This is a genomic window from Lentzea sp. NPDC020367, from assembly GCF_044387305.1.
GTDB lineage: Bacteria > Actinomycetota > Actinomycetes > Mycobacteriales > Pseudonocardiaceae > Lentzea.
This window is the reverse complement of the sequence record NZ_JBIRVV010000009.1, coordinates 306,713-330,432: the sequence shown is the minus strand read 5'-3', so window position 1 is coordinate 330,432 and position 23,720 is coordinate 306,713. Positions and strand designations below refer to the sequence as shown.

Below are 23,720 nucleotides of genomic sequence, written 5' to 3'. Positions count from 1 at the left end.
GGAACGACTTCTCACCGTCTACGGCATCGGATACAAGCTCGTATGAAAAGCCTCCTCGTCCGGTTCTTCCTGTTCTCCCTGGTGATCGCGGCCTGCTCGATCGCGGTCACGGCGTGGCTCGCGAGCCAGGCGACCACCGGCGCGATCCGGCAGGAGCAGGGAGACGCGCTGCGCACCGACGCGGAGATCTACGACAAGCTGCTCGGCATCGCTGCCACGCACAAGACCTGGGTCGAGGCCGAGTCCGATGTGGATGGTCTGGCGCGCGAGTACGGCCGTCGGCTCGCGCTGACCGACCGCGGGGGCAAGACGCTGATCGACACCGGCACTGCGGGCTCGCCGCCGTTGCCGCTCACCCCCAAGGTCTCGATCGACCCGCTCAACGTCGACGTGGTGCTCAAAGCGGGCGCCACGAGCAAGATCGACCCTCGCGCGGTCGGACCGTTCGTGCTCACCGACGAAGAGCACGACAAGCTGGACAACACCGCCCAGCGTGTTCTCGAGTGCGTGAAGCAGCAGAACGTGACCATCGTGGAAGCCCCCAACCGCAGGCCTCGAGTGTCGACCGACGAGCCGGGGCGAGAGGAGCGTTGGGACGAGAAGACCTGTCCGGCGGGCAACGCGCTCCGTCTGTTGACGAAGACGGAGCTGGACGCCTACGCCGAACTCCTGGAGCTGTGGAAGGGGTGCATTAGCCGCCTTCCGGGGCAGTGGCCGCTCGACTCGAAGGCGAGTCAGTTCACACTGGACTGGGAAGTCCTGATGACCAGGCACTCGGAACCACCGGTCGCCGAGTGCCTGGAAAGCGCGCGCAAGGAGCAGCTGCGGCCGTTCGTGGCCGAGTACGCGCACCTGTACATCACCGAACCGACCTCCGGCGCGCCTCAGGCGATCGACCTGTCGACGACCGGCACCCAGCAGATCACGTTGATGGCATTGGGGATTCTCGCGATTGCCGGCTTCGCGTCCTGGGTCACGGCGACGCAGCTCGTGCGGCCGATCCGCGCGCTCACCGCCGCCACCAAACGCACGGCCGAGGGCGATCGCACCGCACGGGTGGACGGCGGCGCGGGCGAAATCGGCGAGCTGGCCAAGTCGTTCAACGCCATGTCCGAGAAGCTCGCCGAGACCGAACGCCAGCGGCAGGCCATGGTCAGCGACGTCGCGCACGAGCTGCGCACGCCGTTGGGCAACATCACCGGCTGGCTGGAGGCGACGCAGGACGGGCTGGCCGAACCGGACCCGCACCTGATCGACATGCTGCTGGAGGAATCCCTTCTCCTGCAACGACTCGTGGACGACCTGCACGACCTCGCCCAGGCCGACGCCGGCACGCTCAGGCTCCACCCCGAACCGATCGCGCTCGACGACGTCGTGGACCAGGTCGTCAACGCGCAGCAGAACCGCGAGATCCTGCTGCGCGCGGAGACCACGCCGGTGCACCTCAGCGCGGATCCGGTGCGGCTGCGGCAGGCACTCGGCAACCTCGTCGCGAACGCCGTGCGCTACACACCGCCGGGTGGCGAGGTCGTCGTGAAGCTGTTCCAGTGGAAAGACAAGGCGATCCTGGAGGTCACGGACACCGGCACCGGCATCGCGCCCGAGGACCTGCCGCACGTGTTCGACAGGTTCTGGCGCGCGGACAAGTCCCGCAGCCGCCGCACGGGTGGCAGCGGGCTCGGGCTCGCGATCACGCGGCACCTGGTGGAGGCGCACGGCGGCACGGTGTCGGTGACGAGCACGCTCGGCGAGGGCTCGACGTTCCGGATCAGCCTGCCGGCATGAGGCCCAGCAGGTCCACGTTGATCATTGCGGCCGCCTGGGCTCCCTGCGCGGCAGCTACGATCACGATGGCCGTCGGGTCCGTGACGTTGCCCGCCGCGTAGACGCCGGGCACGCTCGTGCGGCCCTTGGCGTCCGTGCGCACGAACGGACCTGCCATTGTCTCTACGGTTTCGGCACCCAACGCGAGCAGGAACTCGTCGCGCGGTTTGACCGGTGCGGAGTACACGAGCGCGTCGGCCGGGATGCGGTCCGAGCCGGAGATCACCGCGACCAGCCGGTCGTCCTCGACCTCGATGCCGTCGGCACGTGGGTGACGTCGTCCGACCACTGCCGGACCAGCTTCACCTTCATCTCCTCGCCGAACACCGCGAGCTTCTGGTCGCGGACCTCGTAGCCGTGGCAGTACGGGCAGCCGAAGACGTCGCGGCCCCAGCGTTCGCGCAGGTCGTCCGGCACCTCGTCGACCATGCCGGTCGCGAACAGCAGACGCTGGGCGTGCACCGTGCGCTCGGCCAGTTCGACGGCGAACCCGTCGCCGGTCCTGGTCACGCCGCGCACGTTGTCGTTGACGATCTCTCCGCCGTAGCCCTCGACCTCGGCCCGTCCGTGCTTGAGCAGGTCCAACGGCGAGAGGCCGTCGCGAGAGCCTGGCGCCGCTGAAACGCTGGGCCGCCGCGAATCTACCGAGGAAATCCGCCGCGATCGCACCGCGCACACGCTTCGGCAGGCCTGTCGAGTGCCGCGAGTCGCTGTTACGAAAGCAGACTGGATCTGATCTGCGAGAGGCATGGCTGCCCGTGGTGGAGATGAAGCCGCCTGCGTTCACCGGCGGGATCGTCGTTCACCCGGAACGGTGATCCCTCCGACGTCATGTCCTGAGGTCGTGGAACCTGCCACGCTCGTGGGTTCCGCGGAGAAGTTGGCCCAGTTCGCGGGAACTTCAGCAGGTGTCCAAGGCGGCCATGCTGGACGACGATGTCGCTGGTCCTGCCGATCTCGCCGATCGTGAGGAGTGTGTTGGCGCGGAAGGGAATGTCACCGAACGCGGTCCCTCTCCAGGGCGTGGGGCGTTGTCGGCCGCACTGACGGCGCCGGTGAACGTGAGCGTCCCGTAGACAGAGGCAGCGGCAGCGAAGCACTCCACGGACGCTCATCCACACGACGGCAGCAACCGGCTCACAACGGGGAAGCCGATCGACGTCACGCGCACGGTGTGGGACTTCGTGACCGCGGCGGCAGCCGATTGGAGTTGGCGAGTCATCGTGATCTCTGAGCATGGACGACCAGAGGTTGAGCAGCAAAGCCCGTTCCATCAGGTGACCGCAGGCCACACCGAGCACCAGGCGGCCAACAGTGCCGTTGTCAGACCATCGACGCGTCTCCGTCCTGCTCTGATGCCGGCACTCGGGCGTTTCGAGGACACCGTGCTCGTGACCTTGCCCGATGTTCACCGATGACAACAACGGCGAGGGACGGTCGCCGTCATCTCAGGGCAGGTCTCCTGTCCCGCGACGGCGTTCGGGTGGGCCAGGTCTCCAAGCGACGCGGCCGGTTTCGAGGTATCGCCGGAGGAAGCCTGCCACCGGGCAGAACTGCGTCTTGAGCGAGCCAACTCCCAACGGGCGCCAGCGTCAGCGGCGTGTGGACGTTCCGGTCGAAGTTCACAGCCGATCTCAGGCAAGTGCCGATGCCCGTGGTCCGGTTCGACCACCAAAGAGGACAACCAACCGGGCGATGTCTCAGCTGGATGGCGCGGCGCGCAGGCTCAAGGCGAATCCGTTCAGGAACTTTACCGGGTCGCGGCGACGCAGCCGCGGATAAAGTTTTTCAATGGCACGCCGGACATGAATTAGCACACCTATGGACATTCATCCCAGGCGCAAGAAGCACTATACTGCCGAGACAGTATCCACCCTGACGAGAATGCCCGACAGATTAGAGGCCTCCTAAATGAAGGCAACCAGGTTGAAAAAAATCTCATCAATTACCTCGCTGGCCATACTGCTACTTTCAGTTGCATTTACGCCGACCGCTTCGGCCGCATCGTGCCGCGAAAAATTCTACACTCAATTTTACACAAAGATGTGCGGCACGAAAGAAGTGACAAATCACTACGGAGTCGCCGAGCATGCCGGCGCATGGAACGTTGTGGAGAGGTACTACATCGCGCCAAATAAAGAAATTTGGCACATCTGGGTGGAGGCATTTGGAAAAGAGATCGTCAAGAGTCGGAATCTTGAGATGCCAGGCGACGGCAGGGCCGACAACATCGTCGAGGCGTACGGCAGCCTCGAGGCTCGACGACTCGTTGTCAACGTCTACGGTAGTGGACATTGGTGCACGGAGTATCGCGCATACCAGAATACGGGATATTGGAACGGCTGGAGAAAGTGTTGAGAACTGAGTTCCCTTTCCTGCCGGCTGTAATGCCAGTTGGGCGCCAGTAGCAGGTCACATAATTGAGGCCTCGGGGTAGTTAAATCAACATCCCTACCGGCAATAGATAATCTTTCTCGGAATGTCGCAGGGCTTGCGCATGCCTTGACCTGCGACATTCCCGCCGGACATACCGCAATCCCGAAAGCGACATGGGCACCGCTGCTCCACTCCCGCTTACGTGAGTCACGGCCAGTGAATCCGCAGGTCGAATCCTCAAGCAAAGGCTCAAACACCATTCGCTTCTCGTGTTCCGATGTTCTATCGATTCAAGAAAGTGGTGTGGCTGACTGGTGGCAGTGTGCACGCGGTGTGCCATGCGATTCGTGTCGGCAACCTGCCGGTGGCGCGGTGGCGTGGTCGAGCATGGATTACGACTGGCGCGATTCGACACCTGGCATACGCCCGGTCCGGGCGTGTGATCCGACGAACGAGATCTTCGAGCGGGTTACCGCTGAACTCGACGAGTGCGCGGGATCGCCGGATGACTAGCTGATGCACCAGGTCCGCAACCACGGTCTGAGCGGGTAGTTGTCGACCAGCGGCGAGTATCCAGAGTGGACCGGAGAGTTCCGGGCCGCTCAGGAGTTGGCCGCGCGGGCCTGCGCGGAGTACCCGGTTCAGCGGGAGCGCCTGGAGTGGGATTTCCGCAATCGCAGTTACGAGCCTGAGAGTGCGTGAGGCCTGTTGCCCGAGTACGCGCGCCGTGCGGAGCTCGACGCGTCGGAGGAACGGCGCGACCGTGGCACGAGGTCGGGTGAGCGGCCATGACCGGGATCGAGTTGTCTCCGCCGCTCTTGCTGGCGGGGCTGGTCGCCGTGGTGGCGCCGTGGATCTGCTGGCGGTTGTCGGTGCGGCGGGCGAGTAAGGCGGCTGAGCCGGCCCGTGCTGGTGTGAGACTGCTGTCGCTGACGGGCCGGGTGCGTGTCGGCGCGGAGTTGATCGCTGATGTTCAGTGGCTGGTGCTGACTTACCCAGGCGCGTCGGGGTGGGGTCGTCTGGCGGCCTTGTTGGTGCCCGCGTTGCCGGCGTCTTGCGTGCTTGTCCGGGCGCTCACGGTGACGGCTACGAGTGATCATCTTCAGGGTCGAGGCCAGCGTGGATGACGATCTTGAAAGTTCAAGCATTGAACTCGCCCGAAAGTCCTAGATGGACAGTTTGTCGACGACGAAAAACCTGTTGTCCAGTAACGGAAAACTCATCCCGTGATTGCGGCCGCGGCGAGGTGTGTTCGAGGCCTTGAGGCGATGGTGCCCGGCGCGGTCGGTGATCGCGTCTCGGGTGCGTTCCGCCCCTGTGACACAGCCCGCTTGAGCTGGTTTCTGACCAGGGGTGTCGGGCGGTGGATCGCCAAGGGTTGGCGGTGGGTGTCGTACTTGGATCTGAAGGCCGACGCGCGTGCCCGGTGGGCCACGGCGGGGTCTTCCTCTGCAGGGCGCTTGTCGGCACGGCGTCCTGCACGGCGCTTCTGGTCCTCCTGGCAATCGTGGAGACCGTCCGGCTATGCCAGCGGTGGCTTACGGCCGCCTACGTCGTCAGGGACGCTTTGAGGGCCGCTGTGAGCGCGGCGTGGCCGTGGGTGCCTGCGCTGACTGCGGCGGGTTGGTCGGCGCGGCCGTGGTAGCGGCCTGACAGAACTGTAGTTGGTTGACACCACTGGCGGCCCCCCGAACTGGAGAACAACGCCGCACGGGACAGACGTTGCGAGTTCCGCTGGGGGTACAGCACCAGGAGTGCACGCCCGCAGTCACAAACATCGTCGTCGAGACGTCGTTTGACGACGGTGCGACGTGGCGGGAGATGACCGTGGCCGACGACATCGCCGAGGTCGTGCACCAGCCCAGCGCGCAACTCGCCTCGTTGCGGGTCAAGACCACCGATGCTGCCGGCAACACCAGCGAGGTGACGATCATTCGCGCCTACCGGGTCGCGAGCCGATCCGTGCATCCGCGGGTCGCGGCACCGCGACCCGCGGATGCACAACGCCTCGTGCCGATCGGCAGGTGTCGACCTCAGCTGCTGCGCAGGAAACGGTCTAGGACGCGCACGCCGAACTTCAGAGCGTCGACGGGCACGCGCTCGTCCACGCCGTGGAAGAGCCCGGAGAAGTCCAGGTCCGGTGGCAGCTTCAGCGGCGAGAAGCCGAAGTTGCGGATGCCGAGCTGCTGGAACGACTTCGCATCCGTGCCGCCGGAAAGCATGTACGGCAGGACACGCGCGCCGGAGTCCTCGGCGATGATCGACGCGGTCATGGCGTCCACCAGGGCGCCGTCGAACGTCGTCTCCACCGCTGGTGCGCCGAGCCATTCCCGCTCCACATCGGGCCCGAGCAGCTCGGCCAGCTCGCGGTCGAACGCTTCCTCGCGACCCGGCAGGATCCGGCAGTCCACAGTGGCCTCAGCGGTCGACGGGATGACGTTCGCCTTGTACCCGGCGGAGAGCATGGTCGGGTTCGCCGTGTCGCGCAGCGTCGCGCCGATCATCCGCGACAGCGCGCCGAGCTTGCCGATCGAGCCCTCGATGTCGTCGTCGGGGAACTCGAGGCCGGTGATCTCGCTTACACCGTCGAGGAACTCGCGCACCGACGGGCGGATGATCAACGGCCACTGGTGCTGGTCGAGCTTGGTGACGGCGGCGGCGAGCTTCGCGACCGCGTTGTCGCGGTGAATCATGCTGCCGTGCCCCGCGGTGCCCTTCACCCGCAGCTTGAGCCAGCGGATGCCCTTCTCGGCCGTCTCCACCAGGTACGCGCGGACGTCGTCCTTGAGCGTGATCGAGAAGCCGCCGACCTCGCTGATCGCCTCGGTGACACCCTCGAACAGCTCGGGCCGGTTCTCCACCAGCCACTGCGACCCGAACATGGCGCCGGCTTCCTCGTCGGCGAGGAACGCGAACACGATGTCGCGCGGCGGCACGACGTTGTCCCGCTTGAAGTGCCTGGCCACCGCGAGCGACATGCCGACCATGTCCTTCATGTCGACCGCGCCACGCCCCCACACGTACCCGTCCTGCACCGCACCGGAGAACGGGTGCACGGACCACTCCGACGCGTCCGCCGGCACCACGTCGAGGTGCCCGTGCACGAGCAACGCACCGCGACTTGGGTCAGCGCCCCGCAACCGCGCGACCACGTTGCCGCGACCCTTCGCACCCGACTCGACATAAGTGGTCTCGTAACCGACGTCTTCAAGCTTCTCCGCCACCCACTCCGCGGCCTCGCGCTCCCCCACCAGCGTCGCGGGATCACCGGTGTTGGTGGTGTCGATCCTGATCAGCTCGCTGACCAGCGTGACGACCTCGTCCTGCGCTCGCTCCAGCCCTGTGCTCACCGAGTTCCTCTTCACCGAAAGTGGGCGCGGATTCCATCCGAGTAGATGAATTCACACCGCGCCCATAGCCGAGATGTGACGCCGGATACGGCACCGTCGCCCCGACCACGAAGTATCGAGACAAGACAGACGATGCATCCAAATCTGAACCTGGGTCGTATACCGGCCCGAACATGGTTCTCCGGTGCCCGCCCTGCGACACCTTTGGGCACGTCGTTTCACTACGACTTGTCTGCGGAACTGGTGATTGGTGCACTAGCGCAAGAGAACGAAACTCGATGGAGGCGTTGTACGGCGTCACCGAAACCGGACGAGGTGACCACCCTGTGCTCCGCTACCAGTGGCCCCGGTCTGGTAAACGACCGCACATCAACCAGAGTTCAACTGGTCAGGCAGAACAGCGGGATGCAAATTCACCCCGCACATCCTGTGTTTGCCAATACCGAACCATCCCCAATCTACCTGTCAGCGGTCGCGCCCCTTCACCTTCACGTCGAGTGGATATGTCATACGGATCAGGGGTGCTTTCTGTCATTCCCGGGGTTCCGAAATACTTCTGGCATTTCGTCTTGACCTAGGGTTGACGCCAGGAGGATGGCCCGCCGGAAGTGACTGTCAGATTTGCCGACGTCGACAAATCCCCGATGTCGCAAGAAAAGGACATTCTGCATGAGCAAGATCTGGTTCATCACTGGCGCATCCCGCGGTCTTGGCCGCACGTGGGCCGTCGCCGCGTTGCAACGAGGTGACAAGGTAGCTGCCGCGGTGCGCAACCCTGCCGTGGTCAAGGATCTGGTCGACACCTACGGCGACGCGTTCCTGCCAGTTCGGTTGGATGTCACCGACCGGGTCGCCGCCTTCAACGCGGTCCAACAGGCGCATGCCCACTTCGGACGGCTTGACGTCGTGATGAACAACGCCGGCTATGCTCACTGGGGATTTCTCGAGGAAATCACAGAGTCTGAGGTGCGAGCCCAGTTCGACGTGAACCTGTTCGGCGCGCTCTGGGTCAGCCAGGCGGCGATCCCGCTGATGCGCCGGCAGGGCTCCGGCCACATCGTGCAGATCTCCAGTGTCGGCGGCGTGACGGCCTTTCCCACCCTTGGCGCCTACAACGCGTCGAAGTGGGCATTGGAGGGCTTTACCGAAGCTCTGGCTCAGGAGGTCGAGGCTTTCGGAATCAGGACCACGGTGATCGAACCTGGCGGCTATGCGACCGAGGGAAGCGTCACATCAGCCGTGCACTCCGAACATCTACCCGCCTACCAAACCATGCGCGACGACTGGGCAGCCGCTCTGGCCGAAGCGGGGCAGACAATGTCCGATCCGGCCGTCACCACGGCGGCGGTGTTCGCGGCGATCGACGCCGAGCAGCCGCCCCGGCGGCTACTGCTGTCCGGCAGCGCGTTCGACATCGTGCAGGGTGTGTACGCCGAGCGGTTGAAGACGTGGGCGGACTGGGAAACCGTGTCGCGCTCGGCCTGAAGCCGAGCAGCGCACGGGACCATCACGCCCGTCCTGTCGGCGAGCGTTGAAACCGGCGGTTTGGTCACCTACCCGCACCTGCTCGACCCCGCCTTCCACGCGCGTCCGAGCGCTTGTCCACCAGGTCGAACTCGCCGGACCACACTTCGTCCAGAGACGACACGAGACGGGTCGCCGCGGTGAAACAGGGCGTGGAAGGCCACCCCACCTGGAACGCGTCCGTGCCGGGCTTGACCTGGTAGAGCGAGATTTCAGCGAAGTGATGGCTGTCAGCGACACTCACCGGATGCACTAGTCTCAAGTGGACTGTGCGCGGGGCGGCGGCCGTCCGTGAGCATCGGCCCAACGAACGACCCCGAAGGCACGACCGCGAGGAGAGCCCATGGCCACCGGCAAGATCCTGACCATTGTGACGAACGCAGGCGAGTACGAGGCGGTCGGTTACCGCACCGGGCTGTGGCTCGGCGAGCTCACCCACTTCTTCGACTACGTCACAGGGCACGGATTCACGGTCGACATCGCCAGTCCTCAGGGCGGACACGTCCCGATCGACCCGGAAAGCCTCTCCCCCACCGTGCTCGCCGACCTGGGTACCGGCGAGCGCTATCGCGACCGCAAGTTCATGGACCTGCTGAAGAACACCGAGAAAGCGAGTGAGGCGGACGTAGAGGACTACGACGCGATCTACTTCACCGGCGGGCACGGGGTGATGTTCGACTTCCGTGCGGACGACCTCGGAGTGCTGACCGCGAAGTTCCACGAGAGCGGACGGATCGTGGCGTCGGTGTGCCACGGTGCCGCAGGCCTGCTCAACGTCCCCCTGAGCAACGGTGCTCCCCTGGTCGAGGGCAAGAACCTGACCGGCTTCTCATGGCGAGAGGAAGAGCTCGCCCAACGAGCCGACGCAGTTCCGTTCAGTCTGCAGGACGAGTTGAAGGCGCTCGGTGCCCACTACAGCACCGCCGACAAGCCGTTCACGACCTATGTCGTCGAAGACGGTCGCCTGATCACAGGCCAGAACCCCGGCAGCGCCCGCGCGGTGGCCGAAGCCGTCATCAGGGCTCTGCAGGCCCAATAGTGTGCCGATGATCGGCGGCCGCCGTATCGTTCCCGTCACCCGTCATGTTTGGACCTGAGCGCTGCGGACGCGCATAGTTCTGACAAGTGGTTGCTGGGACTGCGTTTCCGGCTGCGTCCACCAGTAATGGTCAGGTGGACGCGCCCTCTGCGTACAGAACGTCGCCCAGCGCGGTGACCGGCCGGAATGTGGTCGCGCAGAGGACCATCCTCACGCCGCGCGATCCAGTTGCGGGCGTCCAGCGTCGCGCGGCGGCGGGGTGATCGGGCAACGTGCGAGACCAGGCTGTGCACACGACCTCCGGCAGGGCGGCCTGGTCGAGCAGGTCGGTCTGTTCACCCGACAACGCCAGATCCGCCACTGCCACCGCGGCGTCTCACCAGCAGGGCTGCTGCGTTCCTCCACGACGTCTTCAGACCCGATCGGACGGAGTCGTGGCTTGCCGACAAGTCATTGCCCACCGGCGCCATGCTGCCGGGGCCGCGATCACGATCGCGGCCCCGGCAGCCCCGATCTCCTCTCAGATCTGCGCCGGAAGTGCTCGCGGCCTCCGAACGTGTCGAGGCGCTTCGGTGATCAAGCTTTCACATCTGTCCACTAAGGACTTCGCTGCCATCTCAGCTTGCTTCCGGCTGGAGTACGCTTCTATGAGCGGGCTGATGCAGACCGTCGGGACGACAGGATTCGAACTGGGATCGCCTTGGCCCAGTCACGGGTCACGACCAACCGGTCTGCGAAACACGTTTTTCAGCGTCACTCGGCTCCAGTGACACTCGTTCCAGCACCTTGACCACCTGGCAACTGCGTTGGCGCAAACGCCACGACTGAGCGTTCGCAGGCGGTCCGAACGTGGTCAGCGGTTCCTGATGTCGACCATGATCAGGACAGACGCTGCCGACGAACCACCGTTCAAAGACGTCGGCCGATCGTCGGCACCAGCTTCCGCAACTCGCGGCCGAAGTCGATCCACTGATCTTCCTCGCCTGGTTGCACGACGTCGTAGGAGCTGTCCAGAAATTCCGCTACGTCCTCGGCGCCGGCACTGAGGACGGCGAACCCGGTCGGCGCGTTCAGCTCGACCAGGACGCGACCGGCGACTTGCGCAGGATGCGTCATACGTGACGATGACAGCAGGGCCACGTGGAGGTGTGATGCCGTCGATCTTGTTGGATGGCATCACATCCGTATCCAGAATTCACCATCCGGCAGCGGAGCTCGCCGCAGCGCTCTGAAGTGAGCAGGAGAGCCCGACCAACCAGTTCACGGTCGAGTCCACTTTCTTGCCATTGATCTCGCCTTCCTCGTTCGCGCTGGACTCGATCGACGCGACGAAGCACAGGATCGAGCGCAGCCACGCGGTGACGTCCTCAGCGGAGTGGAGATGCACCACGGCGTCCGACGCCGGGAGAGTGGACGCCATGCGGCGCAAGGAGCTCCCAACTTCGCGGAGGCACTGTGACTCGCCCGCGGCAAGTACCCAGTCGGGCTCGTCACGGCCGAGTTCACCCTTCAGAACAGCCATGATCCTCGGGTCGTCGAGGAGTTCTGTGGGCACGCCCACCTCCTGGCCTGATCTCGTCGTGACCAAGTCGTACGACCTGCCGCGACGTTCGATCAGGTTCAGCAATCCCGCGACATAGCCGTTCAGCACTTCGACCTCGTACCTGCTGAAGACACCGACCTGACCAGACTCGCCGCACCGGTCCCAACAGATCATCAGGCGTCCCTCCAGCCCCGAACCAGGAGTCGTGCGACCAAGTAGACCCCGCCGGAGCAGCAATGGTCCTCGCGACAGCACCTGAGGACATAATTCGTTGCACTCGGATACATTTACAGAAACGCTGGACACCGCAGAACTGCGACAGCAGCGCATACGCCACACCGGTTTCTCGCCTCCTCCGGGGCAACCACTTGAACCAGAGCAGATTTCGCTCAGCAAATGTTCAATTTTCTACAATGCGCACACAAAGGACGCGTTCACGTCGGACTCAGTTCACCCCTCAAGCCGCTCACGCCACGGACCGTAATTACCACATTTCATCAGACACATTTTGAAGCCGCCAGGAAGAATTACGAAGAAGAGATGATTCCCGTGGCGCCCACATTCGCGACCACAGGAGAAGTTCATGACAGCGGTGTCGAGAACGTTCCGAGCTCGCCGATGGTCGCCCTCATCGTCTCTGGAGGACTGGCAGAAAGATGAGCTCGGCAACGAGCGCCCAGCCACACGACGGCAGCAGCTCGTCCACCGTTCACTCACCGATGAACGGCACGGCAAGGTGCGGTACCGCGACATCAGCCGAATGGAGCTGGTCGTTCGTTCAGGCGTCCGAGTAAGGACAGTTCGAAGTCGGACAGCACAAAGGGTTCCGTCAGATGACCGCCTGCCGGGCACAGGGGCAGACAGGCAGCAGCGCTGTATTCGGTCCATCAGTGCGCCACGATTCCAGCCCGCTGCCCACGCTTGCGCGCCGCGAGCACCTCTGGTACGACTTGGCGGAGTCGCACGGCTTGCGCGCATTGCCGACGATTGTGTTATACCGCGACGGTCGGCCGGCTCGCCGCTTCGCCGGCGCGATTTCTGCAGAGGATCTCGCGGAGGCGGCGGACGATCTCGCTGCGACCGACATGCAGGAGGAGTACGACGCCTGGATGGTGGAGACAAGCGAAGCTGGTTCACCACACATCGGCACGCACGGCTGAACCAGCCCTAAACTCTCCTCCTGGGTCGGAGTCACGGAGTCTGCCCGGCCGCTCCGCGAGAAGCGGCAGGCCCCGAGTGGGAACGATCAGCCTGCCGTGAAGGCGAGTACCGCGTCTGCGAACCGCTCTGGTTCCTCAAGGTGTCCGAAGTGGCCGCTTTCGGTGAGTTCAGCCAGCAACGCAACGGGCAGCTCGCTGCGCAGTTCGTCCACCCATCGTGGCGGGCTGATGAAGTCATGCCTGCCCGAGATGATCAGTGTGCGAGTGCCGATCTTGTGAAGTTCAGCCCGGACGTCCCAGTCGTAGTGCCGCCGATCCGGGTCGAACGTCAGATCGGCCCTCAGCGACCCCAGCTCCGCGACGGTGTGCCGGTAGTCGGCGAAGTAGAGCGGCAGCACATCGTTCAAGTACGCCGAAGCGGCCTCCTGATCAGGAAAGACGAGTCCGTGTGCCGCCTGTGCGCGAAAAACACGTGCCGCCTCCACCACTTCTTCCCGGTCGTGCCAGCGGGCAACCTTTGCCTCGACCTGGCGTCCCGACTCTTCGAAGAGCACCGAGCCGAACACGGGAGCCCCGCTGTACAGAATGAGGCCCTCGAGAACCTCGGGCGCGTCGAGCGCGAGCTGCAGGCCCACGCAACCACCATGAGAGTGCCCGAGGAAGAAGTACCGCTCCACACCAAGATGTTCGGCCAGCTTGCCGGAAAAGGCCGCGTAGCGCTCCATGCTGTACGCGCCACCTGGCAACAGACCGCTGCGTCCGGTGCCGATCGGATCGAGGTAGACCATCGTCAGTCGCTGCTCGAGCGGCGGGACCCTGAGATAGCCGGAACGGATACCAGGTCCGCCGGAGTGAGCGATGCAGATCGGTCCGGAGCCAGCGACTTCGAATGCCTGCGTCACACCGTCGATCACGATCGTGTGCTGCCCCTGCCTCAACGTCACGCTTCTTCCTTCCTCGCAACAATCCGCCCACCATCCCGCAGAACCCGGAGAAGCAGCCCGGTCTCCCGAGCTATTCGCCTGCAAGGGCCGTGATCACTGCCCCGCCGTCCGGATGTGCTCTGCGAACTCGACGTCAGCGCCGGGGATGGATATCTCCGGCACGGCCCGTCCGACGAGCTGCGAGGCCGTCCATGCTCACTACGGACTCGCGCTGAAGCCGTGCCCCCGAGGACAACGGTGATCACGTGCGCAACGACACCTGCGGACATCCGGACCACGACGAGCGCAGGACGGATGGCACCGATCCCGCAAGCGCGACAAGGACAGTCGCGCATTGCCCGACCCACCCTGGATCCGAGGTTCCAGCGGTGCGTGCGGATCAGACCGGTCTCGGGCTTCAAGGTCTGACGTGACAGCGTCATGGCAACACAGGAAACCGCGGAACAACGACGCAGACCAATCTTGGTCGTTGACTCCGCTACCAGAGGCTATGTCACGACCAGGGTGGGCACGCCGCGAGCGCGGCTACCTGCCAGGACCACAAACCATTACCTACCAACATATCCGGACCAGGACAGATAGATTCGATTTCCCGAGATCACCTACCGAAGGCACCAAAGGGTACAAGTTCGTGATAATCGGCACCTCTCCCCTGACACTCGTTGCACCTGGCCTTCCTCGAAAGCCAGCATCACAGATGCATTGCCATCGTTCCGAACAGCGCAGTGACAGGTCGGCCTCGCATCGACCGTTAGAGAAGAAGAAGTGTTCACATGCCAAGAATTCACGCACGTCGCACACTGACCGCGCTGGCCGTGCTGACCGGCGCCCTCACGACGACGCTCGTCCAGCCCGCTGCCGCGGCAGAGCCCTGGCAGGTCCGAGCCTGCTCTGGCGCGAACATCGACGTCTGGTACCAGGTGCAGAGCGGCGGCCCCGGGACCCTAGTCCCCAAGGGGAGCTGCCGGATCATTTACAAGACCAAGCCCTCGGGTTCCAACAGGAGCCGCATCGAGATCTGGGTCGCGAACGGCAACCTGATCGACACGGTTGCCGTCTACATCAACAGGGGAGTCGACATCAGGGTGTGGGGCAGCGGCAACGCCGAGGACGCCTCCTACAGCATCAGTTACGGCGAGGCGTAGTAACAACTCACGCCAGTTCCTTCCGCAGCCGCTTGCTGCGGCTGCGGAAGGAGAGTCCGACCAGCTGGATCCCGCACGACGAGAAGAAGGCCATGAGCGAGTTCATCGGCGGGGCCTGACAGCTGATTCACAGGCGACTTGAAGTGCCTGTCCGGCCCGCGTCTTCGATTCGGTCACTCGCGCAGGAGTCCAGTTCGGACAGAACCTCCGATGCCGTGATCGGGTCGGCCGAGGCGGTCGCGCAGCCGTTCCGCGGGAGTGACAGGATCCCTTGCCACTGGCGGGATAGCAGAATTCAGCGGCCTCAGAAAAGGTGTCGATGGCTCCAGCCACGACGCCGGGATCGAGGGAGGCGACGAGCGCACCACCGCAGGGAACAGACTGGTGCTCCAGAACTCCAGGCCGCAGTCCTGCGACTCTCCCGGACTCAACCTCCCTGTTGATGAGGCCGAGGACCTGTCCGCCGCACAGGGCAGCCACGGTACTTCTGTAGCCGGGCCAGGAGGCCTCGCCCGGCGCAAAGAGGTACACCAAGCGTTCCAGTTGCGGGGACGGCTGCAGGATCTCGAAGTCGGCAGACACCTCCTCCAGACATCGAGGCTGTCGTGGAGATCGACCGAGTGCGCCCGAGAAGCCGCCTGAAGCGCGCGTGGAGATGTGACAGCACATACTCAACACGAAACTCAGATGAAGTTGCCACGACGTCTCCGATGCCAGAGAACGGAGGAGGTGACAGTTTTCGCGAGGTGCCCGTGGTCACCCATCCGGCAATGCGATCAGCACTGGCCGAAGTGGACCGAGCAGCCGCCGGTGAGGCAGCCGTCGAATTCAGTATCGACAACGAAGAAAAAGCGAAACTGATGCGCAGAAATTAAATGATCGAGCAGGTTGGCATTTTGACCGCAAACCCGCTCGATCATCGAGAACTGAAAAGTCTCCCTCTAGTGGATTTCGCAGTACGGAGAGTTCGACTCGTCCAGCTTCACGAAGATCTTGGGACCGTCGCCTCCTCGCCTCACCTCACCACACAGGTGCTTGAAGGTGTTGTGACCCCAGAGGTCGAACTTGTAGTCCTGCGCCGAGATGGGCCTGCGGTTTCCCCAGAATCGGCAAGTGTTCACAGGCACCGACACGCTCCATCCCGTATCGGCCCGACCAACGATCATGTAGAGCGCGTCGACGTCGACTTTCGAGTTGTTGCAAACCGTCCAACGATCAATATCGGCTGACGCTGTTGCATTCGACGAGATTGCAGTCGAGGCCAGCAACACCCCTACAGCGCCAATGATTGCACTGGCACGCCTGATAGCCATCTTCACCTTCACCATGCAAGTTGTCTATTTTTCGAAGTCGGCGCTTGATCCGCATACTAACTTCCTGCGAACAGGTGGCGTTTTGCCGATATTCGGCGTTTCGTGCTCCGCCTGAGATCCGTACCGCACTCGCACTGCAGTCAAGCACCCTGGGTTCCACGCAGGCGAGTCCAGATTGCCGAGATCGCATCGCGACGCTTCAACTCACCATCATGGTCATTCTGCCACCCGCGTTGTCAACGAACTGTCGACATTGCGTCAACTGAACACGTGTCAGCACATCGGCCGGGATGGTTGTGCGCAGTCATGATCATGGACGACTAGGACCGGGCACCGCTGGAGCACAAGCAGCACGTGGGCGTTATAGAAGAACATCCGTGCGTTCGAAGCGCCCGACCAGATCGGCCGCTTCGAACGCGCCATTGGCCCGTCGCGAAGCCGCTGACCACAGCCGCTTACGCGACGACGGCTGACAGCCGACGGTCGGTCGCACCGTGCACGATCATATGGCCGCCTGCGTAGCTACTTCTCCATGTACAGATCTGTGAGCCGTCCATCTCAAGGGATGTCCTTGATGCCTCCGAGCCCGTAAGCCATCGTCACAGTCGCAGGTGGACCAGAACCTTCAGGCCGGTAGACCAGCCCGCCGGCGTGACGCCGCACTCGGCCGGGTTCTGCACATCAAAATTGATCATCGCCTGCCCCTTCCAGAGGTGATGTTGCGTCGAACTGTGCGGACCTCCACGTCGTCCGCGTGCAGCAGCCGACCGTCGCTCGCGCGCATCTGCAGCGGTGCGACGGTTTGCCGTCGCGGGCGTCGACGAGGCCGAGCCGCTCCTCTCCATCGCCGAAGAGCTGGTTCTCATCCAACTGGCGCAGCGCGACGAGAACCAGACGCAGTTCACAGCCTTTGTCCGTCGGTTCCTACTCCACCAATGTGGACAGGCGGGTGATCAGGATGTCCTTGGCACAGCCAAGACTCCCGTCAACTGTGAGACCAACACCGCAGAGCTGGCTCAAAGGCACAACCACAGTTCGCCGAAGTGGCGCCGGCAGGTCGCGCATGCGACAAACGTCGCGGCCGAGAGTCGTCATCCGACCCTCGCCAGTGGTTCCTCCGAACGGTCTACTTGAGTAGATACCTGCTGTAGGAGGCCCGGTGATCCGCGTGCTGATCGTCGACGACAACCCGCGGGTGCAGGACGCCATGCGGATGTTCCTGTCGGCGCATCAGGAGTTCGAGGTCGTCGGAGAGGCCGGGAACGCGGACACCGCCGTGCGGCTCGCCTCGGAGACCGCACCTGGTGTCGCGCTCGTCGACATCATGTTGCCCACCGAGACGGACGGGCTGTCGCTACTCCGCGTTCTGGCGGAGCAGCATGGCATCCCGGTCGTGGCCATGAGTCTCGACAGTGGTTGCGCTTCCAACGCGCTGCAGGCAGGCGCCTGCGCTTTCCTCCCCAAGGACGGCCGCTCGGAACGGCTGATCGACGCGTTGCTCGCCGCACCCGCGAAGGGTGGTCAATGATGTCACGTGAGCGAGGTCGGACCCGATCGGGACAGCTCACGGCGACGAACGTTTTCATGAGGCCTCAAGGCGCGATTTCCTCCCCCCGCAGGCCAGCGATACTCCCGGATTGACTCCCGGTGCCTGGTCTTACCGAGTCCGACCACGCCCTGCTCGACCTCACGAAGGCGGAACTCCGAGGATTCGCGAACGGCGCCGTTCGCGAACCTGAGCCGGAACGGCACCGCATCACGCTGCGATCCTCCAGAGAAGAGTGGAACGGTCCGCTAACCCGCGCTACAGGTGAACCAATCTCCAGCCTGCCGCTGCGGTACTTCGCAATAGCTGGTCAATGCGTACTTGAATCCGCCGCCCACCAGCGGATTATACCAGTTGATCTGAACCTTGCCTACCCACCAAAGCTCAGGCAGCACATTCCTGCAACCATGACCGACCTCGGCGTACGAGGACTGGACGTGCTGGCCCTTCTCGTTGTTACCGATGATGATGACGTGCCATAGCGAATTGGTGGGCTTGTCCAGCGAACACGCCGTCACGTGCTGGCCGTTCACACCCGCCGATGCGGTCACAACACCGGAAAACAAGAGTCCGAGAAGAATGGAAGCCACTGCGCTGATCGCTGCGAAATATCGAAGCACGATCCCACTCCAAATAGATGCGTTAAAGGGAACCCCCCAGAAGATCTCAAGGTTCAGCTCCTGAGCGACGGCGTCAAGCCCAGCAGCTCACCACTGATCACGGGTGCAGAAAAAGGGACATCTTTGAGCACATCCAAACCCAGCCAAAATCTCCTCAAGCTGAGTTTCCATCGCATCGATGCCGTGTTGACCGAGTAATGCCCTCTTCTTCTCAGGCGACTTCAGAGGAGGCGCCTCGGAATCGATCATCTGCGATGAAGTGGGCCGCGGTGTCGTCGGATCATGGCGCGCCGACCATCGGCGACACCGGATTCCACAGCCCAGCAGGGCGTTCCTTAATGTCCTTTTTCGAACCCGAAGATTTGAATCCCTGAGGGAGGATCAGTGCTCTCACCAGCCCGCGCTCGCCCACAGAAGTCCTGTGCACACGCCCTTGTCCTGTTCGAATTTCCGGAAGCGCAGAGAAGATGTGGCCGCAGTGCAGGCCTGGGGAGAGGTTGAGTAGTTTGAGAGATAGATCTGCGAGTGCGTTAGGTGTGACGACGCATCTGCCGAACACACCGGACGTGCCGGTGTATTCGCACCGACTTCTCCGACCAGGAGGCCTGGGAACGGGTGAAGGCCGGAATCAGTTGGGTGACCCCGGACGAGTACGAGGCCAGCGTGACCTACGTCGACGACCCGGCGTTCGCGGGTTTGACGGTCACCAGTCTGCTGGAGTCCGGTCCGGACCGCCCCAGGCACGCGCTGATGCTGGTTGTCGACGAGACCACGATTCAGTCTCCTGGGCACCCGATCCTCGTCGTGGATCTCGGTTCGGAGCCTGACCCAGCTAACGACTGGCCGGGCGAGCCCGCTGGCCGGTCGTTCCGCGCCGTCCCTCACACCATTCAGGAGATCGAAAACAACCTCTCGATCGCCGACATGGATTGGGAGGAGTTCGCCGATGGTGTCGACGACGACGGTGTACGCCGGGAAAGCTTTCTCTACGGCCGCGTCGAGGACCTGACTGTCGACCAGGCGACTGAATAGTCGCCTGCGCAGGCAGACTCGGCTCTGTCTCCTGACCTGCTCAGGCCGTCAAGACGGCGCGGCCACGTCTTGTGGTGCTGGCCAACCCAGGTGCCGTCAGGGGTGGTCGCGGACCAGATGAGGGCGACTTCGCTGTGCAGGAGCAGGCGTCCGTAGTCGTGGGTGCACTCGACGACCCAGCGGCGTGGCAGCAGGACGAAGCCGGTGGCGCCGGGCGGGCGGTCACGACGGTGATCCTCAATGTCGCGGAACGTCTTGGCCCAGCCGACGAGTTCGCCACTGCAGACCCGCCGACGTGAGTGCAAGTCAGGCGGAGCCAGAAGAGCAGCTCGCGGGCGAGGTCGCGGTCGGTCATGCTCGCCGGCACGATCATCATCCGCAGCGGCAGGCCGCCCAAGTCGACCAAGACCACGCGCTTGCGACCGTTGATCTTCTTGGCGGCGTCGAAGCCACGGCTGGCCCCCGCCACGGTCTCCGCGGCTTCGACCGACTGAGAGTCGATCACGACGGTGACCGCGCGAGCGGCATAGCCGCGGGCCGGGCGGATCCTGGCGCGCAACTCCTCGGTGATGCGGGCCAGCACATCGGCTGCGGCCCAGCGGCTGCAGAAGCCGTGCACGGTCTGCCGCGGTGGACAATCCTACGGCAAGGACCTCCCTTGGCTCCGTTGTCAACGGTGTAGTGGATGGCGTCCACGACTGGCCGCCGATCATGGGCCTCGGGGCATCCACCGCGGGCGGTGCGGTAGGAAGGGACCGGCTGCAGAGATTCAATCAGCGCCCTTTCGGCGTCGGCGGTGTCGGACGGGCAGCGGCGCCGGCAGCTGTGCACCGGTACGCGTGCCATCACGTGCTTTCTCTCCACTGCAACTGATCGAGCGCATACTGACGCGCGCGACAACGGCGTTAGCATCGCCGTGCCAGGAGCATTGTGTTGTGCGGCGCGATGGGACTAGCGGTGGCCGCGACTCGGTGACATGGTGCTCGCAGGATGGTCGCGAACAAAGACGGATCCAGTCGTCGTCAGGCATCCATGTGTAGTTCGGCTCGATGGTCGCGGTCATCAACCCACTGTTCTGGGTCAGGTTGCGCCGGAACTGGGCGCGCTCGTAGCCCACCAGTTCGTCAAGCTCAGGGCACAGCCCATAGCCCTCGCCTCGTGTCCAGATCAGCGATGTGCCGTGCTGCGCCGCCAGCAAGGCGCGCAGATAGATCAGCCCGCATTGGGCCTGGGGACAACGACATCTTCGTGGCGGAGGCCAGCTGTGCGGTACCCAGCGCGGATGGCCGAGCCCCCCATCAGCGCCATCCGCACCTGTTCCCCGCAGACGTGTTCGGGCAACCCGCAGCGCACGACGATCACTCGCCACGTAGCAGCTTGGCCGGGCCCTAATCCAGACTGGTATTGCCCGTGTCGACTGCGCTCTCCAGCCAGTCCACCGCCGCCTGCACCCGCGCCGCGCCCGGACGCACCGTAGTCGCCTCGTCCTCAGTGAACCGCTACCCGCGTGTGGCCGGCACCGCCCGGCCGTTCGTCGCGACGAACACACTGCACGCGCCGACGAGCTCTATGCTCCCGTGCGTGCTCGACGCGGCGCAGCTCCGGCGTGCGCTGTGCGTGGCCCGCCGGGAGCGGTCGATCAGGGCGCGGTTGACCGCATGCCGGGTGGTCGTGTCCCGTCATCGTCCGAGACCGACCTCCGGACGATGCAGGAGGTCGGTCGTGATCACCGCCCCAAACTCGTCGTCAGCGGCCAGATCGTGAATGGCTTCTACCTTCTCCTGAAGCGGCTTGGGGTGTCGACCTGCCAGCCCACCAGGAGCTTCGCGGCGTCGGAGGTCCACCTGCGTTGCCGGTCCGCTCGTCCGACGGTGAACGCTTGATCGTCGCCCACCGGTCCTTGCCCACCGCCACCGACGCGAGGATGCGATATACGCCGTAGGACACCCGCCACGCCGATGCTCCTCGGGCCACTGTGGAGCGACCCACCTGTGCTTCTCCACGGTCTGTGCCGCAGGCCGATGTCATCGGCGAACCGATCCAGTGACTCCCCGACGGTGAACAACTGCTCCTCCGATCCTGGATGGGCACCACCGGCCCGCCGCGTCGGTTCGATCTCCAACGCGACCTCACCGTCCGGAACTACGCCCGGCTGGCCACCCCTGCCAGATCACGAGCCGCCACCAGCTCGGCATAACACTGCACGCTGACATGTCCGATTGTGCGCGCCACTACCGGCACCTCCACTCACCCAGACGTCCGCGAAGCCACTGCACCAAGCGTTTGATCCGTTACGCGACGGCCAGTGTGCTCGCGGACGCCCACTCCTCGTCATCGGGTAACGGCTCGGCGAACGCTTTCCGCTCACGCCGCGACCGCGTCCAGCACCGAGAAGAACAGAAAACCGCGTCCGCACGGCGCTCCACCCCTGGCGACCAGGTCTGCCCGCACTGTGGACACGCTCGCCGCTCTGTGACCCCGGTACGCGGACAGCGGCCACCGCCAATGCCGCGCACGGCGCGCCAGCGAGCAATACACCGGGAGCGAGCGCACCCCCAGCCCCAACAACTTCCCGCACGTCGCACAACCCGCAGCTGAGCGCCATCCGAGCCCACGACGCGCAACGCCGTCCCACCCGACGTCGACCGCCGTCCCCGACGGGTACCACCACGCCGCCTACCAGCCACACCGCCACGCTAGAAGTGTCACCAGTCCCCGGTGACCACCACCAGGGCGACCCAGCACAACCACGTTCAGGAGAACCGTGTTCTCCAGCTCCTCAATCCACGACCTCTGAGCAGCATCAACTCTCAGAACACGTTGGCGAGCTATCACTTCCGTGGACGAGTCGCGCCATCGCCGTGATGGTTCTGCCACGCAGGGGACATGTCGTCCCGCAGGCACATGCGTCACATGACGTAGGGCGCATGGGCCGGGAGTCCCCGGCCACGGCTCCGGCAGAACCCGACACAGTCACGTTGCAACGCCGATGAACCACGACAGGTGAACAGGGATAGTTGTCACTACCAAGGCACACCGGAAAGCGGAGAACACAGATGACCAAGCACAGGTCTTCCCTCATCGAAGCTGACGCCTGCTCGAGCAGTGACGTCGTGCTCGACGGACATCGAGTCACCGTCACCCGGATCGACTCCGACCTCCTGCCGGGAGTCGAACCGCAGAGGATCCACGGTATCGGTGTGGTCGTGTTCGCCGGTGACGACGAGATGGTCGTCATGCAGATCGCCCGAGATGTCGAGGTCCCGGCCGAAACGGTCGGCGACACGATCCTGAACATGGAAGGCGCCGCGCGTTGTGAGGCATGGGAGCAGGACCGCCTCATCATGGGTGACCTCCACCTCGCCCAGCTCGTCCGGGTGGACTGGCGGGACCGCACGGCAGCCCCGGTCTACCTCCCGATCTACGCCGGTGTGGTCGACTCCGCCCACCCCTTCGAGGACAGCACGCTCTTCGTGACCTACCAGGAGTACGTCGATGTCGTCGGCTTCGGCACGAAGGCCAACCGTCAGCAGCTCATCACCGATGCGAAGGCCGCGATCGCCGAGACCGCTCAGCCCCAGTTCACCCGGTAGGGAAAAGGCGGTTCTCTCAACACGAGAACGCCACTCGGTTCACCGCGCTGTCGAGGTCGAGTCGATGACGAGGCCTTCCCTGACCGCCCACAGAGCCGCTTGAGTGCGTGAGACGAACCCGAGCTTGGAAAGCACGTTGCTGACGTGGGTACGGGCCGTGCGTTCGCTGATGACCAGAGTCGTCGCGATGTCGCGATTGGACTGTCCTCGAGCGACCAGAACCAGGATCTCACGCTCCCGAGGTGTGAGCGTGCTGCTCGTCCGCGCGGGACTGACCAGTGTTCGCGTGAGCGTTCTGGCGATGGCGGGATCCAGGTGGACCTGCCCTTTGTGTGCAGCGCGAACCGCGGCACAGACCTGGTCCGCATCTGTGTCCTTGAGCAGGTAGCCGGACGCACCGGCCTCCAGAGCGAGGTGAACCCGCTCGGCCTCGCTGAAGGACGTGAGAGCGACAACTTCCACCTGTGGGTACAGCTGCTTGATCACCCTCGTCGCGCCGATTCCGTCCAGCCGAGGCATCAGCAGATCCATCAACACCACCTCGGGCAGGTCGTCCTGCGCGGCGCGAACAGCGAGCTCGTCCACTGCGGCCTGGCCGTCAGCGGCCTCACCGACCACCTCGATGTCGTCGATCAGCTCGAAGAACGCCTGCATGCCGCGCCGAACCACGATGTGGTCGTCGACCAAGAAGACCCGGATCGCATCCATTGT

Annotated in this window: 21 protein-coding genes and 2 pseudogenes; 10 read left to right on the top strand and 13 right to left on the bottom strand. The window is 64.1% G+C overall.

Annotated features, from left to right (window positions below; translation table 11 throughout):
* Positions 1–42 precede the first annotated feature (42 nt).
* A complete protein-coding gene (locus tag ACH413_RS33550; protein ID WP_360047746.1) occupies positions 43–1,785 on the top strand; it encodes an ATP-binding protein in 1,743 nt (580 codons plus the stop codon).
* Here ACH413_RS33550 and ACH413_RS33545 read toward each other — a convergent pair.
* Together ACH413_RS33545 and ACH413_RS33540 are read right to left on the bottom strand one after the other, a co-directional pair.
* On the bottom strand, positions 1,769–2,113 hold the full coding sequence (locus ACH413_RS33545; protein ID WP_360047744.1) for an FAD-dependent oxidoreductase: 345 nt from the start codon (positions 2,111–2,113) through the stop codon (positions 1,769–1,771). The genes ACH413_RS33550 and ACH413_RS33545 overlap by 17 nt on opposite strands.
* Positions 2,047–2,409: a hypothetical protein gene (locus tag ACH413_RS33540; protein WP_360047743.1), complete on the bottom strand. Its 363-nt coding sequence runs from the start codon at positions 2,407–2,409 to the stop codon at positions 2,047–2,049. The genes ACH413_RS33545 and ACH413_RS33540 overlap by 67 nt, the downstream gene beginning before the upstream one ends.
* 1,326 nt (positions 2,410–3,735) lie before the next feature.
* Between ACH413_RS33540 and ACH413_RS33535 the strand changes: the two genes are divergently transcribed.
* Positions 3,736–4,182 (top strand): hypothetical protein, encoded by a 447-nt coding sequence (locus ACH413_RS33535; RefSeq protein WP_360047741.1) that lies wholly within the window; start codon positions 3,736–3,738, stop codon positions 4,180–4,182.
* A gap of 2,051 nt (positions 4,183–6,233) precedes the next feature.
* Here the strand turns inward: ACH413_RS33535 and ACH413_RS33530 are convergent.
* Entirely contained in the window at positions 6,234–7,550 is a 1,317-nt protein-coding gene (locus tag ACH413_RS33530; RefSeq protein ID WP_360047739.1) for a M20/M25/M40 family metallo-hydrolase, read from the bottom strand.
* A gap of 669 nt (positions 7,551–8,219) precedes the next feature.
* Here ACH413_RS33530 and ACH413_RS33525 point away from each other — a divergent pair.
* Positions 8,220–9,035, top strand: coding sequence for an SDR family NAD(P)-dependent oxidoreductase (locus ACH413_RS33525; RefSeq protein ID WP_360047737.1), 816 nt, complete (start codon positions 8,220–8,222; stop codon positions 9,033–9,035).
* 382 nt (positions 9,036–9,417) lie between these two features.
* Positions 9,418–10,113 carry a type 1 glutamine amidotransferase domain-containing protein gene (locus ACH413_RS33520; RefSeq protein ID WP_360047735.1) on the top strand — a complete coding sequence of 232 codons (696 nt, stop codon included), beginning with the start codon at positions 9,418–9,420 and terminating at the stop codon, positions 10,111–10,113.
* Positions 10,114–10,243: 130 nt separating this feature from the next.
* Here the strand turns inward: ACH413_RS33520 and ACH413_RS33515 are convergent, their stop codons facing one another.
* The 3 genes from ACH413_RS33515 to ACH413_RS33505 all read right to left on the bottom strand — a co-directional run bounded on the left by ACH413_RS33515 (position 10,244) and on the right by ACH413_RS33505 (position 11,830).
* Positions 10,244–10,480: a hypothetical protein gene (locus ACH413_RS33515; protein WP_360047734.1), complete on the bottom strand. Its 237-nt coding sequence runs from the start codon at positions 10,478–10,480 to the stop codon at positions 10,244–10,246.
* Positions 10,481–11,022: 542 nt separating this feature from the next.
* Positions 11,023–11,229 (bottom strand): SsgA family sporulation/cell division regulator, encoded by a 207-nt coding sequence (locus ACH413_RS33510; RefSeq protein WP_360047733.1) that lies wholly within the window; start codon positions 11,227–11,229, stop codon positions 11,023–11,025.
* 79 nt (positions 11,230–11,308) lie between these two features.
* Positions 11,309–11,830: a hypothetical protein gene (locus ACH413_RS33505; protein ID WP_360047731.1), complete on the bottom strand. Its 522-nt coding sequence runs from the start codon at positions 11,828–11,830 to the stop codon at positions 11,309–11,311.
* Between the two features lie 716 nt (positions 11,831–12,546).
* On the opposite strand from ACH413_RS33505, the gene ACH413_RS33500 reads away from it, so the two are divergent.
* Positions 12,547–12,816: a thioredoxin family protein gene (locus tag ACH413_RS33500; RefSeq protein ID WP_360047729.1), complete on the top strand. Its 270-nt coding sequence runs from the start codon at positions 12,547–12,549 to the stop codon at positions 12,814–12,816.
* 86 nt (positions 12,817–12,902) lie between these two features.
* Here ACH413_RS33500 and ACH413_RS33495 read toward each other — a convergent pair whose 3' ends face one another.
* A complete protein-coding gene (locus ACH413_RS33495; protein ID WP_360047727.1) occupies positions 12,903–13,760 on the bottom strand; it encodes an alpha/beta hydrolase in 858 nt (285 codons plus the stop codon).
* Between the two features lie 773 nt (positions 13,761–14,533).
* Between ACH413_RS33495 and ACH413_RS33490 the strand changes: the two genes are divergently transcribed.
* A complete protein-coding gene (locus tag ACH413_RS33490) occupies positions 14,534–14,905 on the top strand; it encodes a hypothetical protein (protein WP_360047725.1) in 372 nt (123 codons plus the stop codon).
* A 776-nt stretch (positions 14,906–15,681) separates the two neighbouring features.
* Here the strand turns inward: ACH413_RS33490 and ACH413_RS33485 are convergent.
* Positions 15,682–15,825, bottom strand: coding sequence for a hypothetical protein (locus ACH413_RS33485; protein WP_360047723.1), 144 nt, complete (start codon positions 15,823–15,825; stop codon positions 15,682–15,684).
* A 21-nt stretch (positions 15,826–15,846) separates the two neighbouring features.
* Positions 15,847–16,233, bottom strand: coding sequence for a hypothetical protein (locus ACH413_RS33480; protein WP_360047721.1), 387 nt, complete (start codon positions 16,231–16,233; stop codon positions 15,847–15,849).
* 1,144 nt (positions 16,234–17,377) lie between these two features.
* Here ACH413_RS33480 and ACH413_RS33475 point away from each other — a divergent pair.
* Positions 17,378–17,746, top strand: coding sequence for a response regulator transcription factor (locus ACH413_RS33475; RefSeq protein WP_360047720.1), 369 nt, complete (start codon positions 17,378–17,380; stop codon positions 17,744–17,746).
* Positions 17,747–18,012: 266 nt separating this feature from the next.
* Here the strand turns inward: ACH413_RS33475 and ACH413_RS33470 are convergent, their stop codons facing one another.
* The gene (locus ACH413_RS33470; RefSeq protein WP_360047718.1) at positions 18,013–18,384 is read right to left on the bottom strand and encodes a hypothetical protein; all 372 of its coding nucleotides are present in this window, start codon (positions 18,382–18,384) and stop codon (positions 18,013–18,015) included.
* 546 nt (positions 18,385–18,930) lie between these two features.
* Between ACH413_RS33470 and ACH413_RS33465 the strand changes: the two genes are divergently transcribed.
* Positions 18,931–19,416 carry a DUF6924 domain-containing protein gene (locus ACH413_RS33465; protein ID WP_396425397.1) on the top strand — a complete coding sequence of 162 codons (486 nt, stop codon included), beginning with the start codon at positions 18,931–18,933 and terminating at the stop codon, positions 19,414–19,416.
* Between the two features lie 158 nt (positions 19,417–19,574).
* Positions 19,575–19,715 (top strand): hypothetical protein, encoded by a 141-nt coding sequence (locus tag ACH413_RS33460; RefSeq protein ID WP_360047753.1) that lies wholly within the window; start codon positions 19,575–19,577, stop codon positions 19,713–19,715.
* A gap of 17 nt (positions 19,716–19,732) precedes the next feature.
* Here ACH413_RS33460 and ACH413_RS33455 read toward each other — a convergent pair.
* Together ACH413_RS33455 and ACH413_RS33450 are read right to left on the bottom strand one after the other, a co-directional pair.
* Positions 19,733–19,921 (bottom strand): annotated as a pseudogene (locus ACH413_RS33455) (transposase); the annotation flags it as partial.
* Positions 19,922–20,804: 883 nt separating this feature from the next.
* A pseudogene (locus ACH413_RS33450) lies at positions 20,805–21,260 on the bottom strand (DUF6192 family protein).
* Between the two features lie 1,212 nt (positions 21,261–22,472).
* Between ACH413_RS33450 and ACH413_RS33445 the strand changes: the two are divergent.
* The gene (locus tag ACH413_RS33445; RefSeq protein WP_360047714.1) at positions 22,473–23,009 is read left to right on the top strand and encodes a hypothetical protein; all 537 of its coding nucleotides are present in this window, start codon (positions 22,473–22,475) and stop codon (positions 23,007–23,009) included.
* Positions 23,010–23,048: 39 nt separating this feature from the next.
* On the opposite strand, the gene ACH413_RS33440 is transcribed toward ACH413_RS33445, so the two are convergent.
* Entirely contained in the window at positions 23,049–23,717 is a 669-nt protein-coding gene (locus ACH413_RS33440; protein WP_360047712.1) for a response regulator transcription factor, read from the bottom strand.
* Positions 23,718–23,720 lie beyond the last annotated feature (3 nt).

Excerpts from the sequence above, each read along its gene's own strand:
- ACH413_RS33550 (WP_360047746.1), top strand. The coding sequence starts at position 43 with ATGAAAAGCCTCCTCGTCCGGTTCTTCCTGTTCTCCCTGGTGATCGCG.
- ACH413_RS33535 (WP_360047741.1), top strand. The coding sequence starts at position 3,736 with ATGAAGGCAACCAGGTTGAAAAAAATCTCATCAATTACCTCGCTGGCC.
- ACH413_RS33525 (WP_360047737.1), top strand. The coding sequence starts at position 8,220 with ATGAGCAAGATCTGGTTCATCACTGGCGCATCCCGCGGTCTTGGCCGC.
- ACH413_RS33520 (WP_360047735.1), top strand. The coding sequence starts at position 9,418 with ATGGCCACCGGCAAGATCCTGACCATTGTGACGAACGCAGGCGAGTAC.
- ACH413_RS33510 (WP_360047733.1), bottom strand. The coding sequence starts at position 11,229 with ATGACGCATCCTGCGCAAGTCGCCGGTCGCGTCCTGGTCGAGCTGAAC.
- ACH413_RS33505 (WP_360047731.1), bottom strand. The coding sequence starts at position 11,830 with ATGATCTGTTGGGACCGGTGCGGCGAGTCTGGTCAGGTCGGTGTCTTC.
- ACH413_RS33490 (WP_360047725.1), top strand. The coding sequence starts at position 14,534 with ATGCCAAGAATTCACGCACGTCGCACACTGACCGCGCTGGCCGTGCTG.
- ACH413_RS33485 (WP_360047723.1), bottom strand. The coding sequence starts at position 15,825 with ATGATCGAGCGGGTTTGCGGTCAAAATGCCAACCTGCTCGATCATTTA.
- ACH413_RS33480 (WP_360047721.1), bottom strand. The coding sequence starts at position 16,233 with ATGGTGAAGGTGAAGATGGCTATCAGGCGTGCCAGTGCAATCATTGGC.
- ACH413_RS33445 (WP_360047714.1), top strand. The coding sequence starts at position 22,473 with ATGACCAAGCACAGGTCTTCCCTCATCGAAGCTGACGCCTGCTCGAGC.
- ACH413_RS33440 (WP_360047712.1), bottom strand. The coding sequence starts at position 23,717 with ATGGATGCGATCCGGGTCTTCTTGGTCGACGACCACATCGTGGTTCGG.